Here is an 18,007-nt window from a genome sequence, read left to right on the forward strand (position 1 = left end):
CGCTGCGCAGTGTTTCAGGAGAACCGCGCATGCGCCAGGCGCTGCACACCGGCATCCCCCATAGGACTGCACGTTCCGCACTCTGAACGAATGATAAAAAATCTCCGAGAACTGTTTTTGCTTCAACGAACCTGCGCGTCGCTCGCGGGTCTGGCACTGCTGGCCAGCTGTGCGTCGACCCCCACCGCGACGCAACAACGCACCGGCTGGATCAAGGACGAAGTCGCCGACTCCTACGTATTCGGCTATCCGCTCGTGCTGATGAGCGCCGCGCGCGATGCGGCGGTCGGCACCGAGCCGGGTCAGGCGCCTTTCAACACGCTGCGTCACGCGCAGGCGCTGCCGCCGATCGGTGCGACCAATCCGCCGCAGCCGAGCCTCGACACGCTCGACTCGACCGGCTGGCTCGACCTTGCCGCCGAGCCGGTGATCCTGGCGCTACCTGACTCGCATGGCCGTTACGTCGATGCGCGCGTGCTCGACATGTGGACCAACGTCGCGTGGTCGACCGGGCCACAGTTCGCCGCGGGCACGGGCACCGCGAAGGGCTTGCGCGCGCAGACGATCGCGTTCGTCGCACCGGGCTGGAAGGGCGAGCTGCCGAAGGGCGCAAAGCGCGTCGAAGTGCCGACGCGCAATGCATGGATCAGCGTGCGCATCCAGTCGAACGGCGCGCGCGATCTGAACGCGGTGCGCAAGCTGCAGCACGCGATCCGTCTGGAGCCGCTGAGCGTGTTCGTCGGCGACGCGGAGCCGGCGGTGCCGCCGCGCGGTTACGCAAGCGGCGTCGCGGGCCCGAGCGGCACGCCGGCGCAGCAGGTCGCCGCGCTCGACGCGAGCGGCTTCTTCGGCCGTCTCGCCGACGCGTTGCCTGACAATCCGCCGACACCGGCCGATCCGCACGCGCTCAAATTTCTCGCCGATCTCGGCGTGACGCCGGGCGATCCTGTGAAGCTGCCGAAGTCATCCGATGCGCTCGCGGCCGGTCTCGCCGACGGTCGCGATCGCGTCGCGACGCCGCCGTCGAATCTGCTGAGCGCGAACGGCTGGAGCTGGTTCGGCGATGCCGTCGGCAACTACGGTCCCGACTATGGGTTGCGCGCGTATGCGGCAAGCACACAGTTGGGCCTCGGTACGAAGGACGACGAAGTACGCGCGTTCGTCACGCAGGACAGCGACGGCAACACGCTGAACGGCGCGAATCGCTATGTGATCCACTTCGCGGCGAACCAGCTGCCGCCGGTGCGCGGTTTCTGGACGATCACCGCGTATACGAAGGATGGCGCGCTGAGCGAGAACGCGCCGGCGCGGCTCGCGGTTGGCGATCGCAATGGCGCGCGCCGCAATCGCGATGGTTCGCTCGACGTGGTCGTGTCGTCGACGCGCAGCCGGACCGGTAACTGGCTGCCCGCACCGCGCGCGGACATGCAACTGGTGCTACGCCTGTATGCGCCGAAGCCGCAAGCCACCGACGGCAGCTGGCAGCCGCCGCCGGTCGTGCGGCAATGATGTGAACGGCGCGCGGGCAAACCGCGCGCCGTCCGGTTTCGTTGTCTAACGCTCGCGAAAATCTCGTTCGCGGGAAGGCCAGTCAGTCAGCAGCACGAATCGTCAAGGCGGGCCTGACATTCCTGTCTAACCATTGATTCACGCCTTATACTGCCGCTTGCGGGATCTCTGTTTTTCGCGGCGGGCTTGCCGCCGCATTCCTCCACATCGAGCATGGCAAGCCTCAATAAAGCATCGTTAGCCTCCTCCATACAGACCGTGCGCGCAGTCGCGCAGTCGCGCCGTACGCGACGGATTCTCGTCGGTCTGCTGATCTTCGTCGTCCTGTTCGGCCTGCTCGGCTTTTTCGCGGCGCCGCCGCTGATTCGCCACATCGCGAGCCAGCAACTGAGCAAGCAGCTCGACCGGCCGGCGTCGATCGGCCGTATCGCGCTCAATCCGTACACACTGCGTTTCGAGGCCGACAACGTGCATATCGGCGAGCGCGGCGGCGCGGGCGACTTCGTCGATATTTCGCGGCTCATCGTGAAGCCATCGTGGAGTTCGCTGTTTCGCGGCGCGCCCATCGTCGACGAAGTGCAGGTCGATTCGCCGCGCTTTCATATCGTTCGCCTCGATGCGCAGCACTTCAATTTCAGCGACCTGATCGAGAAATTCGCGAATCAGCCGGCAAAACCGAATAGCAAGCCGACGCAGTTCTCCGTCTCCAACATTCGCGTCGAAAACGGCCAGATCAGGTTCGACGACCGGCTGCTCGGTACGAGCCACGTGATCGATCAATGGAAGCTCGGCATTCCGTTCATCGCGACGCTGCCATCGAAGACCGATATCTTCGTCGAGCCGCTGCTGCGCGCGCGCATCGACGGCGACAGCCAGCTCGCGATCGACGGCAGGACCAAGCCGTTCGCGGCGTCGCGCGAGTCGGAAGTATCGCTGCGCTTCGACGAGCTCGACGTGCCGAAGCTGGTGTCTTACGCGCCGTCGAAGCTGCCGGTGATCGTGCAGTCGGGCAAGCTGTCCACCGACCTGAAGCTGAACTTCGAGATGTCGAACGACACGCCGTCGCTGCGCGTCGCCGGCACCGTCGATCTGAACGACGTCAACGTGCAGGATCAGGGCAAGGCGCCGTTTTTCGCGGCGCGCGCCGTGCATGTGGCGGCGGCATCGCTCGAACCGTTGAAGAGCATCTATCACTTCGACGATATCCGCATCGACGCGCCGAGCGCGAGCCTCGCGCGCGACAAGGACGGCGTATTGAGCGTCGAGCATATGTTCGCGCCCGCGCCGGAAAAAACCACGCTAAAGGAAACCGCGGACGCGAATGCCAACACCAAAACCGCCGCCGCGGAAAAGGCGGCCCCGCCGTTCGACGTGGCGATCAAACGTTTCACACTCAACGACGGCACCGTGAACGTACACGACGAAGCCGTGTCGCATCCGGTAGAAACCGGGCTGCAAAACCTCGCGGTTACGCTGACCGATTTCTCGACGCTCGCGTCGGCGCCAGCGCACTACACGCTAAACACGAACCTGAAGAACAGCGGCGGTTCGCTCGCCGCCGATGGCACGGTCGGCCTCGCGGCGAAGACGGCGAGCGCGAAGCTCGATCTGAAGTCGCTGAAGCTGCCGCCGTTGCAGCCGTATCTGGATACCGCGACGTCCGCGCAGGTGCTGGACGGTGCGTTGTCCGCGACGACGAATATCGACGCGAACTGGTCGAAGTCGCCGATGGCGCTGACGGTCGCGGACACGCAGCTGGACATGCAGGCGGTGAAGCTCGCGGCGCGCGGCGGCAAGACGCCGGTGATCTCGCTCGCGCAGGGCAACGTGGTAGTCAAACAGGTCGACGTCGCGGCGCGCACGGCCGACGTGACGAGCGTAGACGTAACCGGTCTCGCGGTCGACGCGCAGCGCCTGAAGGACGGCACCATCAATCTGAATGCGCTCGCGAGGGCGCATCAACAGGCGACGGAGCGCACGGCGATCCACGCGGCGAAACAAGCGCAGGCCGAAGGCCCCGCATGGCGCTACAAGATCGCCGAATTGACGCTCAAAGACGCGACCGCCGATTTCACCGACAACACGACGCCGCAGCCGGTCAAGCTGAGCTTTACGCCAGTGCAACTGAAGGTGCGGCAGATCAGCGACGACTTGGGCCGTCCGCTGCCGGTCGACCTGCAGGCGACGTTGAACAAGAAGGGCACGCTCGCTGTGAAGGGCGACGTGACCGCGACGCCGCTAAAGCTGGCCGTCAAGATCAACGCGAACCAGCTCGACGCGGCCGCGTTCGAGCCGTACTTCGGCAGCAACCTGAACGCGACGCTCGCAAGCGCGCTGCTGAACGCGAACGGCGATCTCGCGGTCACCCAGGCGAAGTCGCTGAAAGCGAACTTTCGCGGCGACATGGCGCTCGTCGCCGTGCGCATGCTCGACAAGGTGACGTCGGACCCGTTCGCGGGCTGGGGCTCGCTCGCGCTGTCGAACCTGAAGGCCGACTACGACGAGCACGGCACCGTCGTCGACGCGGGCCGCGTGACGTTCTCGAAGTTCTATGGGCGTGTACTGCTCGACGCGCAAGGCAAGCTGAATCTGAAGGATGTGGTCGCGCACGAGGGCGGTACGACGCAGTCGCTGACGCGCGACAAGAGCGGCTCGCACCCGATTCCGCTGACGCCCGAGGCGGTGTCTGAGGCAGTCGCGGCGTCGGCGCCGGTCGCGGCATCTGCTGCAACGCCCGGCAAACCTGCCGCCACGGCCGTCGCCAGCGCCACGGCCGCGAGGCCGCCAGCAAACCCGGTCAAGATGCACTTCGGGCAACTGGTGTTGCAGCAGGGCCGCGTGACCTATACCGACAACTTCGTCAAGCCGAACTACACGGCGAACCTCGTCGCCATTCAGGGCACGATCGGCGCGTTCGGTACGGAATCGACGACGCCCGCGCCGGTCGACGTGGCCGCGAAGCTCGCGGCCAACGGTCCGCTGACGATCCGCGGCACCATCAATCCGCTGATCGCGAAACCGGCGCTCGATCTGACCGCGAGCGCGCACGACATCGAGCTGACCAACCTGACGCCGTATTCGGCGAAATACGCGGGCTATCCGATCACGAAGGGCAAGCTCAACGTCGATTTGCATTACGAGCTCGAGAACGACCAGCTGAACGCGAACAACCACCTGTTCATCGATCAACTGACATTCGGCGATCACATCGACAACGACACCGCGACCAAACTGCCGGTGCGTTTCGCGATCTCGCTGCTGAAGAACTCGCGCGGCGAGATCGACGTGAACCTGCCAGTGTCGGGCTCGTTGTCGAACCCCGAGTTCAGCATCGGCGGGCTGATCTGGCATGCGGTGCTCAATCTGCTCGAAAAGGCGGTGACCGCGCCGTTCTCGCTGATCGCGCACGCGTTCGGCGGCAATGGTGAGGACCTCGGTTACGTCGAATTCGAGGCCGGCTCGGCGACGCTCACCGATGCCGACAAGCAGAAACTCGACACGATCGTGAAGGCACTCACCGACAAGCCGTCGATCCGCATGGACCTGATCGGACGCGTCGATCCGAAGGTCGACGAGCCGGCGCTGCGCACGCAGTATGTCGATCAGATGGTCAAGCGGCAGAAGATCAAGGAGACGGTGGGTAATGGTGAGAGCGTCGATCCATCGACGGTCACGGTCGATCAGAAAGACTACGACAAATATCTGACCAAGGCCTACAAGTCCTCCGACTTCAAGAAGCCGCACAACTTCATCGGCATGACGAAGACGCTGCCCGACGACGACATGAAGAGCGCGCTCGCGGCCAACGCGCCGATCGAAGACGCGAGCTTGCGGCAACTCGCGCAGCGGCGCGCGCAGAGTGTGCAGCAGTACCTGCAAGGCAAGATCGACAGCAGCCGCGTGTTTATCGTCGCGCCGAAGATGAATGCCGACGACATCAAGGACAAGGGTGCGACGACGCGGGTCGATTTCGGCTTGAAGTGATGTAGGAGTCGCGGCGCGTGAGCCGTGGCGTTCGGCGAGCCGATAAAAAAAAGCCCGACCTGAGGTCGGGCTTCAAAGTCGGCTGCGCCCTCCACAGGACGCAGCCCCTGCAAAACAGCGAGGCTGTATGCGTTGCCGCGAGGCTTAAGCAGCCAGCAGCGAGCGCAGCACGAACGGCAGAATCCCGCCGTGCTTGTAGTAGTCGACTTCGATCGGCGTGTCGATACGCAGCAGCACCGGAACGCGCTTGTCGCCGTCCTTGCCGTGGATCACGAGTGTGACTTCCTGTTGCGGCTTGAAGTCGTCGCCGAGGCCTTCGATGTCGTACGTTTCTTCGCCGGTGATGCCGAGCGACTGCACGCTATCCGAGCCCTTGAACTGCAGTGGCAGAACGCCCATGCCGACCAGGTTCGAACGGTGGATCCGCTCGAAGCTGCGTGCGACCACAGCCTTCACGCCCAGCAGTTGCGTGCCCTTGGCCGCCCAGTCTCGCGACGAGCCCGTGCCGTACTCTTCGCCCGCGAATACGACGGTCGGCGTATCGGCGCCGATGTACTTCATCGCTGCGTCATAGATGGACAGCAGTTCGCCGCTCGGCTGGTGAATCGTCAGGCCGCCTTCGACGCGCGAGCCATCCGCCTTCGCCGGGATCATCAGGTTCTTGATACGGACGTTCGCGAACGTGCCGCGCATCATCACGTCGTGGTTACCGCGCCGCGAGCCGTAGCTGTTGAAGTCGGCCTTTTGCACGCCGTTTTCCTTCAACCAGCGGCCTGCCGGCGAGTCTTCCTTGATCGAGCCTGCCGGGCTGATGTGGTCGGTCGTGACCGAGTCACCGAAGATGCCCAACGCGCGTGCGCCCTTGACCGGCGCGATGCTGGAAGCCGGCGTCATCGAGAAGTCCTTGCCGAAAAACGGCGGCTCGGCGATGTAGGTCGACTTCGGCCAGTCGTAGACCTGACCTTCTTCGCCCTCGATCTTGCTCCACAGGTCGCCCTTCTTCGTGAGCTGCGAGTAGTTCTTGCGGAACGCGTCGGCATCCATCGCGTACTTCAGCAGCGCGTTGACTTCTTCGCTGGTCGGCCAGATGTCGCCGAGGTAGATGTCCTTGCCGCCCTTGCCCTTGCCGACCGGCTCGGTCATCAGGTCGCGCGTGATGTTGCCGGCGATCGCGTACGCGACTACGAGCGGCGGCGACGCGAGGAAGTTCGCGCGGATGTTCGGGTGGATACGCGCTTCGAAGTTACGGTTGCCCGACAGCACCGCTGCCGCGACGATGTCGTTCTTCGTGATCGCGTCGTTCAGTTCCGGCGTCAGGTCGCCCGCGTTGCCGATACAGGTCGTGCAGCCGTAAGCGGCCAGCGTGAAGCCGAGCTTGTCGAGGTACTTCAGCAGGTCGGTCTTCGTCAGGTACTCGGTGACGATGCGCGACCCCGGAGCGAGCGACGTCTTGATGTGCGGAGCGACCGTCAGGCCAGCTTCGACAGCCTTCTTCGCAAGCAGACCGGCGGCCAGCAGCACGCTCGGGTTCGACGTGTTCGTGCACGACGTGATCGCGGCGATCAGCACGTCGCCGTTCTTCACGTCGACGCCGTTGCTCGTCGTGTATTGCGCGTCGAGATCGGCGGCCTTCTTCGCAAAGCCGTTTTCGGCGACCGGCTTCGAGAACAGGTCGGTGAAGGTCGACTTCACGTGGCCGATCTCGATGCGGTCCTGCGGACGCTTCGGGCCTGCCAGCGACGGCGCGACCGTCGCGAGATCCAGCGTGACGACCTTCGTGTAATCGATATCGCCTTCACCCGGAATGCCGAACAGCTCCTGCGCCTTGAAGTAGTTTTCGAACGCGGAGATCTCCGCGTCCGTGCGGCCCGTGCCGTGGAAGAAGTCGATGGTCTTTTCGTCGACCGGGAAGAAGCCCATCGTTGCGCCGTATTCCGGCGCCATGTTGCCGATCGTCGCACGGTCCGGCACCGACAGCGAGCGCGTGCCTTCGCCGAAGAACTCGACGAACTTGCCGACGACCTTCTCCTTACGCAGCAGTTCGGTGATCGTCAGTACTAGGTCGGTCGCGGTCACGCCTTCGATCAGCTTGCCCTTCAGGTGCACACCGACGACGTCCGGCGTCAGGAAGTACACCGGCTGGCCGAGCATGCCTGCTTCGGCTTCGATACCGCCCACGCCCCAGCCGACCACGCCGATGCCGTTGATCATCGTCGTGTGGCTGTCCGTGCCGACCAGCGAATCCGGGTAGTACACGGTGTCCGCGCCGTCGGCCTTCTTGTGCACGCCGCGCGCGAGGTACTCGAGGTTCACCTGGTGAACGATGCCGACGCCCGGCGGCACGACCTTGAACGTGTCGAACGCCTGCATGCCCCACTTCATGAACTGATAGCGCTCGTTGTTGCGCTGGAATTCCAGCTTCATGTTCAGGTCGAGCGCGTTCTTCTCGCGGAAGTGGTCGATCTGCACCGAGTGGTCGACGACCAGATCGACCGGCACCAGCGGCTCGATCGACTTCGGGTTCTTGCCGACGGCCTTCGCGACGCCGCGCATCGCGGCGATGTCGGCGAGCAGCGGCACACCGGTGAAGTCCTGCAGCACGACGCGCGACACGACGAACGGAATTTCGTCGACGCGCGCCGCGGTCGGCTTCCAGTTCGCGAGTTGCGTGACATGTTCTTCGGCGATTTTCTTGCCGTCGTAGTTGCGCAGCACCGATTCCAGCACGATACGGATCGAGACCGGCAGGCGGTCGATCTTGAGGTTCAGAGCCTTGCCGAGTTGCGGCAGGGAGTAGAACTTGCCTTTGCCGGAACCGCTGTCGAATTCCTTGAGCGTTTTGTGGAGGTTGTGGGCCATGGTGTTTTCCTTGGTTTGGATCGCGGAACTACAGTACTCAACCTAGATGACGTACAGATCGACGTATTCGTTGACCGGCGTCGCTTCGAGCTTGGCCTGGTCGAGCGATACGTCGAGAATCGCCAGTTGTTGCTTGACCGGAAAGCGCCGTGCGAGGTTGGTCTTGAACTTCTCGACCAGCAACGGAATACCGTCTTCACGACGGCGCTTATGACCGATCGGGTATTCGACTACGACTTCACCGAACTTCGACCCGTCGTTGAATTCGAGCGTCAGTGCGTTGGCGATCGAACGCTTCTCCGGGTCGTGATAGTCCTTCGTGAACTGTGGGTCTTCGACGCATTCCATCTTCGCGCGCAATGCATCGATACGCGAGTCCTGCGCGACTGAATCTTCGTAATCGGCAGCCGTCAGACGGCCGAAAATCAGCGGCATCGCGATCATGTACTGGATGCAATGATCACGGTCAGCCGGATTGTTCAACGGACCCTTTTTATCGATGATGCGAATCGCCGCTTCGTGGGTGCGGATCGTGATGCGGCGAATGTCTTCGACGCGCCGGCCCTGCGCGGCGAGCTGCACATGCAGCGCGAGCGCGGCTTCCACGGCGGTTTGCGCGTGGAACTCGGCCGGGAATGAGATTTTGAACAGCACGTTTTCCATCACGTACGAGCCGTACGGACGCTGGAACTGGAACGCGTTGCCGTTGAACAGCACGTCGTAGAAGCCCCACGTTTTCGCGCTGAGCACCGACGGATAGCCCATCTCGCCGGTCTTCGAGATCAGCGCGAGGCGCACGGCGCGCGAGGTCGCGTCGCCGGCGGCCCACGATTTGCGCGAACCGGTGTTCGGCGCATGACGGTAGGTGCGCAGCGCCTGCCCATCGACGAGCGCCTGCGATACCGCGTTGATCAGCTCGTCGCGCGTAAGGCCGATCAGCTGGCCGACCACGGCGGTCGACGCAAGCTTGACGAGCAGCACATGATCGAGCCCGACTTTGTTGAACGAGTTCTCGAGCGCGATGCAGCCTTGAATTTCGTGCGCCTTGATCATGGCGATCAGGACGTCTTTCATCGTCAGCGGCGCTTTGCCGGCTGCGATGGCGGTGCGCGAGAGCCAGTCGGCCGTCGCGAGAATGCCACCGAGGTTATCGGACGGATGGCCCCATTCGGCGGCGAGCCAGGTGTCGTTGAAATCGAGCCAGCGGATCATCGCGCCGATGTTGAAGGCGGCCTGAACCGGGTCCAGCTGGAACGACGTGCCCGGCACCTTCGCGCCGTTGGGGACGATCGTGCCTGCCACGATCGGTCCCATCAGCTTGGTGCAGGCTGGGTAGGTAAGCGCCTCGAGTCCGCAACCGAGCGTGTCGATCAGGCAATGACGCGCGGTTTCCAGCGCGAGCGCGCTGTCGATCCGGTAATCCAGCACGTAGTCGACGATATCGACCAGGACGGCGTCCGGGGCGGGTCGTACGTTGGAGATCGGGGCGGGCATCGGGGGCTTCCCTGGCGGCGAAAATCAGTTGCCGGTCTTGTTGATCGCGTTCGATTGCGTTGCAGCCGGCGCGCCCTGTTCCATGGCGACCGTCTTGCACTCGTCGGCGAGACGCGAGCTGTCCTTGTCCTGGAACAGCATGGCCTTCGTCGGGATCACGACGAGGTCCATACCGGATGCTGCGTCGTGGAAGCGGTCAGCGCCCGTCGTGGTCGCTTCGCGCGGCAGGTTGTAGTTCTTGTTCGCCCAGTGAACCGTGACGATCTGGTCACGCTTCATGTCACCTTTCATTTCGAAAGCAAGGCCATCCTTGCACGACCACTTTTCCGCGCCGTCGGGAATCGGATCGACCTTCGCTTCCTTCGCCGGATTCGCCTTGCGCTTGATCAGGCGGCGCGGCTCCGGGCGCTTCGCGACGGCCTTGGTGGCCGGCTTCTTCGTGGTGGTGGCCGTGTCCGCAGCGGTGGCGTCAGTCGCGACGGTCAGCATCGTCGTGGACAGGGCGCCAATCATGGCGGCGATCATCAGCTTTTTCATGGAGAAAACCTTTCTATCAAAATCAGTTAAACAGTGCGCGGACGACCGGTCCGGCGGCCGCGCGGGTTGAACTGCACGCGCTGTGGAGCGCGCAGCGATCGCTATTTTCTCCTATTTAGCGGCACGTACCTTAAATTCTCGGGTCCGGTGTAATTCGCGCTTGGGCGGATGATCTTGTTGTCGACGCGCTGCTCGATGATGTGCGCGCTCCATCCTGCCGTACGCGAGATCACGAACAGCGGCGTGAACATCGCGGTCGGCACGCCCATCATGTGATACGACACCGCGCTGAACCAGTCGAGGTTCGGGAACATCTTCTTCGCGTCCCACATCACCGATTCGAGCCGTTCGGCGATCGAGAACAGTTTCGTGTTGCCCGCTTCCTTCGACAGCTTCTTCGCGACTTCCTTGATGATCTTGCTGCGCGGGTCCGAGATCGTGTACACCGGATGGCCAAAGCCGATCACGACTTCCTTGTTCTCGACGCGGCGGCGGATGTCGGCTTCGGCTTCGTCAGGCGTCTGGTAGCGCGACTGGATTTCGAACGCGGCTTCATTGGCGCCGCCGTGTTTCGGGCCGCGCAGCGCGCCGATCGCGCCGGTGACCGCCGAGTACATGTCCGAGCCCGTGCCCGCGATCACGCGGCCGGTGAACGTCGACGCGTTGAACTCGTGCTCCGCGTACAGGTTCAGCGACACGTGCATCGCATCGACCCACGCCTTCGACGGCTCGACGCCATGCAGCAGATGCAGGAAATGCCCGCCGATCGAATCGTCGTCGGTTTCGACCTCGATGCGCTTGCCGTTGTGCGAGTAGTGATACCAGTACAGCAGCATCGAGCCGAGCGAGGCCATCAGTTTGTCGGCGATATCGCGCGCGCCGGGCAGGTTGTGATCGTCTTTCTCGGGCAGCACGGTGCCGAGCACCGACACGCCGGTGCGCATCACGTCCATCGGATGCGCGGCGGCCGGAATCCATTCGAGCGCGGCCTTCACGTTGGCGGGCAGGCCGCGCATCGACTTCAGCTTCGTCTTGTACGCGGTCAGTTCGGCCTGGGTCGGCAGCTTGCCGTGGACCAGCAGATAAGCGATCTCCTCGAATTCGCACGCCTCGGCGATGTCGAGAATGTCATAGCCGCGATAGTGCAGATCGTTGCCGGTCTTGCCGACCGTGCACAGCGCGGTATTACCCGCGGTCACGCCCGACAGTGCGACGGATTTTTTCGGTTTGAAGCCACTTTGCGTTTCGTTGCCGCCTGTTGCGCCAGCGGCTTGCGTCGTCTCGCTCATGTTCCGCCTTCTCCTGTGTGCCGGCTCATCGCTGCCGTTTGAAAAACGCGTCGCTTATGCCACAGACTGTCCGTTGGCGCCCACTTGCGCAAAAAGCGGCGCCGCTTCTTGTGGAACAGCGCGGCCGGTGGTTTGCGCGCGGCGCAGCACCGACCAGTAAAAGCGGTAGCTCGCGCGGTCGTGCAGCGTATCGCCATGACGCGTCGGGCCCCAATGCGCGGACTGCGCGGCCAGCAGGATTTCGGTGGCCGTCGCGATTTCTTCGTCGCGCGGCGCGAACGCGGCGACGATCGCCTCGATCTGCGCGGGGTGGATGCTCCACATGCGCGTGTAGCCGAACTCGTTGCGGGCGCGCTGTGCGTCGTTCGCGACCACGCTCATGTCGCGCACTTCGGTGCTGACGTTGTGCGACGGCACCTTGCCGAACGCATGGCAGGCCGCCGAAATCTCGAGCTTCGCGCGCCGCACGAGCGGATGATCGAATTGGCCCGGCGAGCGCATCGCGGTATCGGGGATCGCGCCGTCGTGCGCGGAGACGAAGTCCATCAGGCCGAAGCTCAGCGCCTCGACGCCCGGCAGCGCGGCGAGTTCGAACACACGCGTAAGCGCGCCGTGGGTTTCGACCAGCAACTGCACCGGCACCGGCTGCGCGAGGCCGAGCTCGCGCCGCGTCGCCTCGATGAACGCGATCATTTCGGCGGCATCGTGAACACTGCGGATTTTCGGCAGCGTGATGTAAGCGGGTGCTCGCTTTGCGGCGCGCAGAATGAGGCGTACGTCGTCGCGCCAGTGCGCGTGAGCGAAGTCGTGGATGCGCACGCCGACGCGGCCGAAGCGGTCATGCTCGGTGCCCAGTAGCGACGCGACCAGTTCCGCGTGCTCGGCCTCGCGGCCGACCTGCGCGCCGTCTTCGCAATCGAGCGTGATATCGAACACCGGGCCGAGTTGCTGCTGTAACGCGAGCGACTTCAGCATCAGCTTTTCGCTGCCCGCATAGTGATCGCAGGCAGGCAGCACAGCGGGCGGCGCTTCGCCCTCAAACAGCACTTCGGCGGGTGTGAGAACGCGCATCTTCGGCGTGTGGGGCGTGGTGAAAATTAAGGATGTCGGATTCGGGCGTGCTCTGCGCGAGTGCCGTCGGGCAACGGCAAAGCACGTTCGAATCAGAGGCGAATGGCGATGATCGCACGGCCATTCACACGAAAAAAACCGGAACCCGCCGCGCTGACGCTTCGGAGTTCCGGTTCATCGGCATCAGGTGCTTAGCCGAGCAGGTGCTGAACGCCGTCGCGCTCTTCCAGCAGTTCCTGCAGCGTGCCGTCCATCTTTTCGCGCGAGAACGCGTCGATTGCCAGACCTTCGACGCGCTTGTACTCGCCGTTTTCGCAGGTCACGGGCACGCCGTAGATGATATCTTCAGGGATGCCGTACGAGCCGTCCGACGGGATGCCCATCGTGACCCACTTGCCGTTCGTGCCGAGCACCCAGTCACGCACGTGGTCGATCGCAGCGTTAGCCGCCGATGCCGCCGACGACAGGCCGCGCGCTTCGATGATCGCCGCGCCGCGCTTGCCGACGGTCGGAATGAACGTGTTGCGGTTCCATTCTTCGTCGTTGATCAGCTTGGTCAGGTCCTGACCTTCAGCCGTTGCAACGCGGAAGTCGGGGTACATGGTCGGCGAGTGGTTGCCCCACACTGCGAGCTTTTCGATCGACGCGACCGGCTTGCCCGACTTGGCGGCCAGTTGCGACAGCGCGCGGTTGTGGTCCAGACGGAGCATTGCGGTGAAGTTCTTCTTCGGCAGATCCGGCGCCGACTTCATGGCGATGTATGCGTTCGTGTTGGCCGGGTTGCCGACCACCAGAACCTTCACGTCGCGGCTGGCGACGTCGTTCAGCGCCTTGCCCTGAACCGTGAAGATTTCGGCGTTGGCCGACAGCAGATCCTTGCGCTCCATACCCTTCGAACGCGGACGCGCGCCGACCAGCAGGGCAATGTCGGCGTCCTTGAACGCGACCTTCGGGTCGTCCGTGATCACGACGCCCGACAGCAGGGGGAATGCGCAATCATCCAGTTCCATCACGACGCCTTTGACGGCGGCTTGCGCTTGCGGCAGATCGAGCAGTTGCAGGATCACCGGCTGGTCCTTGCCGAGCAGGTCGCCATTGGCGATGCGGAATAGCAGGGAGTAAGCGATTTGACCTGCGGCGCCGGTGACGGCAACGCGCTTTGCGGGCTTAGCCATTGAGAAATCTCCAGGACGATGCGTTAGACGCTAGGGAAAACGCCATTCTATATGCGCGTTCAGCGAAGCGTGATGAAACACGGCGGAATTCACTGTTCGCGTGCGGGCTCGGAATTGGCGAGACCGGGCGGCGCGTTACGGCAAGACCGCCGTGCCGGAAAGCTGTACTGCGGAGCGGGACGGGATGGCCCAAGGCTTACGCCGGGCCGGGGCCGCAACTGCACTGTGCGGGCTCCTGCAAACAGCGCGTTTCGGCAAGCGTCGGGCCAGCGGGTGCAACACGGAGACAGCGCGCGAATGCAACGGATGGCGGCGAATCGAAACCTGGACTGCGTAGGGGACGGCATGGTGCAGAGTGGCTGCCGGAGCGTCGCGGCGCTGCATCAAACAGCCGCCGCAAAATCCCGCAAACCCTTGCTCGACAAGGAGTGTAGGAGTCGAAACAGACAAAGTCAACAGTATCTTATGTCTTATATAAGACACATCTATCGCGGGGAAAACCCTAGACGTGTCCCAGCCCTTTATGATGAAATGCGCGCATGAATTCGAACCCGGCGAATCCTGTGAACCCGAATGGCCAAGGGGCCGCCGGCGAAGGCGTATCCGCTGTTTCCGCTGCCGCGTCGCCTACCTTCAGCCCCTTATATCAGCAGATCAAGGGCTTGATTACGCAGAGCCTCGAAAGCGGCGAATGGAAGCCGGGCGAGATCATTCCTAGTGAAGTCGAACTGGCCGCGCGTTTCAAGGTGAGTCAGGGTACGGTGCGCAAGGCGATCGACGAACTCGCCGCCGACAACCTGCTGGTGCGCCGCCAGGGCAAGGGCACATTCGTTGCAACGCACAACGAAGAGCGCGCGCAGTTCCGTTTTCTGAGATTGCTCGCCGACGACGGCGCCGAGCATCCGCACGTGAGCCGTCTGCTCGAATGCCGGCGGCTGCGCGCATCGGCGGAAATCGCGCGGCAGCTCGATCTGAAGCCGGCCGATCCGGTCGTGCTGATCAAGCGTTTGCTGCAGTTCGACGGCGAAGTCACCGTGCTCGACGAAATCTGGCTGCCCGGCGTCGTGTTCCGCGGGCTCACGCTCGAGCGGCTGTCGGAGTACAAGGGTCCCCTCTACGCGATGTTCGAGACGGAATTCGGTACCCGCATGATTCGCGCGACGGAAAAAATCCGCGCGGTCGCGGCGGAGCCTTCCGTGGCGGACCTGCTGCATGTGCCGGCGGGTTTTCCGTTGCTGTCGGTCGAGCGCGTGTCCTATACCTATGGGGACCGGCCGGTCGAAGTCCGGCGAGGTTGGTATGTCACAACCGGGTATTACTATCAGAACGATCTGAGCTGAATCGGGCTGAAACGAGGCGCGGCGTCCCACACGCGCGCCAATCGGAAGGCGCTTTTAATGCGCGCGCCGCAAAGGACCCAGCGTGGTTTTCGCTGCAGCGCGATATAAAAAGGCGCTAAGATTGCGGATTAGTGTGACTACATAGTAGGGGTCTAGCATGGCAGAAGCCGTAAAAAAACCGAGGCCGGAATTCCGGAACATCGGTATTGGGCAAATACTGACGGCATACCGTCTCCCGCTGGCGGGGCGCGTGTCGATTCTGCATCGCGTGAGCGGTGCCTTGTTGTTTCTCTTCCTTCCGTTCCTGCTGTTCCTCTTCGATCAGAGCCTGACTTCCGAACTGAGCTTCGAAGTATTCAAAGGCTTCCTCTCCAACATCATCGTCAAGCTGATCACGCTGGTTCTCGCGTGGGCCTTCCTGTTCCACTTCTGCGCCGGCATCCGTCACCTCGTAATGGATACGAATCATGATGCCGTGTCGAAAGAGAAGGGCAAATCGACCTCCATCGTGGTGATCGTCGTGTCGTCGCTGCTTACCATCGCATTCGCGGCAAAACTGTTCGGAGCATTCTAAAAAATGTCAGCCAATAACCGAATCGGTTCGAAGCGTCTCGTCGTCGGCGCGCATTACGGTCTGCGCGACTGGCTCGCGCAACGCGTCACCGCCTGCGTGATGGCGGTGTACACGGTGATTCTGCTCGCGTGGTTCTTCCTCGCGCGCGACTTTTCGTACGACGGCTGGGCGTCGATCTTCGCGACGCAGTGGATGAAGCTCGCCACGTTCGTCACGCTTCTCTCGCTGTTCTACCACGCGTGGGTTGGTATCCGTGACATCTGGATGGATTACGTGAAGCCCGTTGGCACGCGTCTCGTCCTCCAGGTGCTGACGATCCTCTGGCTGCTCGCATGTGCGGGCTACGCTGCGCAGATTCTCTGGAGAGTATAAAAGCATGGTTGCAATCAAGAATTCTCTGCCGCGTCGCCGCTTCGACGTCGTCATCGTCGGCGCGGGCGGCTCGGGGATGCGCGCGTCGCTGCAACTCGCGCGTGCCGGTCTGTCGGTCTGCGTGCTGTCAAAGGTGTTTCCGACGCGTTCGCACACGGTCGCGGCCCAGGGCGGCATCGGCGCTTCGCTCGGCAACATGAGCGAAGACAACTGGCACTACCACTTCTACGACACGATCAAGGGCTCCGACTGGCTCGGCGACCAGGACGCGATCGAGTTCATGTGCCGTGAAGCACCGAACGCCGTCTACGAACTCGAACACTTCGGCATGCCGTTCGACCGTAACGCGGACGGCACGATCTATCAGCGCCCGTTCGGCGGCCACACCGCGAATTACGGCGAAAAGCCGGTGCAACGCGCCTGCGCGGCGGCTGACCGTACCGGTCACGCGCTGCTGCACACGCTGTACCAGCAGAACGTTGCTGCCAAGACGCAATTCTTCGTCGAATGGATGGCGCTGGACCTGATCCGCGACGCCGACGGCGACGTGCTCGGCGTGAGCGCGCTGGAAATGGAAACCGGCGACGTCTACATCCTCGAAGGCAAGACCACGCTGTTCGCCACGGGCGGCGCAGGCCGGATCTTCGCGGCATCGACCAACGCGTTCATCAACACCGGTGACGGCCTCGGCATGGCGGCCCGTTCGGGCATCGCGCTGCAGGACATGGAATTCTGGCAATTCCACCCGACCGGCGTGGCCGGCGCGGGCGTGCTGATCACCGAAGGCGTGCGCGGCGAAGGCGGTATTCTGCGTAACTCGAACGGCGAACGCTTCATGGAGCGCTACGCGCCGACGCTGAAGGATCTGGCGCCGCGCGACTTCGTTTCGCGTTCGATGGACCAGGAAATCAAGGAAGGCCGCGGCGTGGGTCCGAACAAGGATCACGTGCTGCTCGACCTGTCGCACATCGGCGCCGAGACGATCATGAAGCGTCTGCCGTCGATCCGCGAAATCGCGCTGAAGTTCGCGAACGTCGACTGCATCAAGGAGCCGATTCCGGTCGTGCCGACCATCCACTACCAGATGGGCGGTATTCCGACGAACATCAACGGCCAGGTCGTCGGGACGCCGCGCGGTCCCGAAGAAGTCGTCAACGGTTTCTACGCAGTGGGCGAATGCTCGTGCGTGTCGGTGCATGGCGCAAACCGCCTCGGCACGAACTCGCTGCTCGACCTCGTGGTGTTCGGCCGCGCTGCCGGCAACCACATCGTCAAGCACGTGAAGGAACTGAAGGAACACAAGCCGCTGCCGGCCGATGCAGCCGACTTCGCGCTGTCGCGTCTGGCGAAGCTGGACAACTCGTCGTCGGGCGAGTACGCACAGTCGGTCGCGAACGACATCCGCGGCACGATGCAGAAGCACGCTGGTGTGTTCCGTACCTCGGCTCTGCTGTCTGAAGGCGTCGAGGCCATCCGTGAAGTGGCGGCACGCGTCGACAACATCCATCTGAAGGACAAGTCGAAGGTGTTCAACACGGCTCGCATCGAAGCGCTCGAAGTGGCGAACCTGATCGAAGTGGCACGCGCCACGATGGTCTCCGCCGAAGCGCGCAAGGAAAGCCGTGGCGCGCACGCGCAGAACGACTTCGAACATCGCGACGACGAAAACTGGCTGCGCCATACGTTGTGGTTCAGCGAAGGCGATCGCCTCGACTACAAGCCGGTTCACATGAAGCCGCTGACCGTCGAATCGGTTCCGCCGAAAGCGCGTACCTTCTAAGGCACAAGTCAAAGGAATTCAGA

At 63.2% G+C, this 18,007-nt stretch carries 12 protein-coding genes; 6 read left to right on the forward strand and 6 right to left on the reverse strand.

Going from position 1 to position 18,007, the window contains the following annotated elements:
• Positions 1-90: 90 nt before the first annotated feature.
• Both OKW29_RS18050 and OKW29_RS18055 read left to right on the forward strand, forming a co-directional pair.
• Complete coding sequence (locus OKW29_RS18050) at positions 91-1,509, forward strand: DUF1254 domain-containing protein (RefSeq protein WP_184050576.1); 1,419 nt, start codon at positions 91-93, stop codon at positions 1,507-1,509.
• Between the two features lie 213 nt (positions 1,510-1,722).
• Positions 1,723-5,493, forward strand: a complete 3,771-nt coding sequence (locus OKW29_RS18055; RefSeq protein WP_429291979.1) for a DUF748 domain-containing protein — start codon at positions 1,723-1,725, stop codon at positions 5,491-5,493.
• A gap of 144 nt (positions 5,494-5,637) precedes the next feature.
• Here the strand turns inward: OKW29_RS18055 and acnA are convergent, their stop codons facing one another.
• From acnA to OKW29_RS18085, 6 genes are all read right to left on the reverse strand, one after another.
• Complete coding sequence (acnA, locus tag OKW29_RS18060) at positions 5,638-8,352, reverse strand: aconitate hydratase AcnA (RefSeq protein WP_429291980.1); 2,715 nt, start codon at positions 8,350-8,352, stop codon at positions 5,638-5,640.
• Between the two features lie 42 nt (positions 8,353-8,394).
• Complete coding sequence (locus OKW29_RS18065) at positions 8,395-9,846, reverse strand: bifunctional 2-methylcitrate dehydratase/aconitate hydratase (RefSeq protein WP_429291981.1); 1,452 nt, start codon at positions 9,844-9,846, stop codon at positions 8,395-8,397.
• Positions 9,847-9,870: 24 nt separating this feature from the next.
• Positions 9,871-10,383 carry a hypothetical protein gene (locus OKW29_RS18070; RefSeq protein WP_429291982.1) on the reverse strand — a complete coding sequence of 171 codons (513 nt, stop codon included), beginning with the start codon at positions 10,381-10,383 and terminating at the stop codon, positions 9,871-9,873.
• A gap of 101 nt (positions 10,384-10,484) precedes the next feature.
• Positions 10,485-11,672 carry a bifunctional 2-methylcitrate synthase/citrate synthase gene (prpC, locus tag OKW29_RS18075; RefSeq protein WP_429291983.1) on the reverse strand — a complete coding sequence of 396 codons (1,188 nt, stop codon included), beginning with the start codon at positions 11,670-11,672 and terminating at the stop codon, positions 10,485-10,487.
• Positions 11,673-11,726: 54 nt separating this feature from the next.
• Positions 11,727-12,743, reverse strand: coding sequence for an HpcH/HpaI aldolase/citrate lyase family protein (locus OKW29_RS18080; RefSeq protein WP_429291984.1), 1,017 nt, complete (start codon positions 12,741-12,743; stop codon positions 11,727-11,729).
• A gap of 191 nt (positions 12,744-12,934) precedes the next feature.
• A complete protein-coding gene (locus tag OKW29_RS18085) occupies positions 12,935-13,918 on the reverse strand; it encodes a malate dehydrogenase (RefSeq protein ID WP_090808272.1) in 984 nt (327 codons plus the stop codon).
• 539 nt (positions 13,919-14,457) lie between these two features.
• On the opposite strand from OKW29_RS18085, the gene OKW29_RS18090 reads away from it, so the two are divergent.
• The 4 genes from OKW29_RS18090 (at position 14,458) to sdhA (ending at position 17,984) form a co-directional block, all read left to right on the forward strand.
• Positions 14,458-15,258 carry a GntR family transcriptional regulator gene (locus OKW29_RS18090; protein WP_184038002.1) on the forward strand — a complete coding sequence of 267 codons (801 nt, stop codon included), beginning with the start codon at positions 14,458-14,460 and terminating at the stop codon, positions 15,256-15,258.
• A 157-nt stretch (positions 15,259-15,415) separates the two neighbouring features.
• A complete protein-coding gene (sdhC, locus tag OKW29_RS18095) occupies positions 15,416-15,832 on the forward strand; it encodes a succinate dehydrogenase, cytochrome b556 subunit (RefSeq protein ID WP_090808277.1) in 417 nt (138 codons plus the stop codon).
• A 3-nt stretch (positions 15,833-15,835) separates the two neighbouring features.
• Positions 15,836-16,204 (forward strand): succinate dehydrogenase, hydrophobic membrane anchor protein, encoded by a 369-nt coding sequence (sdhD, locus tag OKW29_RS18100; protein WP_184038008.1) that lies wholly within the window; start codon positions 15,836-15,838, stop codon positions 16,202-16,204.
• A gap of 4 nt (positions 16,205-16,208) precedes the next feature.
• The gene (gene sdhA / locus OKW29_RS18105) at positions 16,209-17,984 is read left to right on the forward strand and encodes a succinate dehydrogenase flavoprotein subunit (RefSeq protein ID WP_184073129.1); all 1,776 of its coding nucleotides are present in this window, start codon (positions 16,209-16,211) and stop codon (positions 17,982-17,984) included.
• Positions 17,985-18,007 lie beyond the last annotated feature (23 nt).

Origin of the sequence: Paraburkholderia sp. CI3 (assembly GCF_050436505.1) — a bacterium.
Classification (GTDB): Bacteria; Pseudomonadota; Gammaproteobacteria; order Burkholderiales; family Burkholderiaceae; genus Paraburkholderia; species Paraburkholderia tuberum.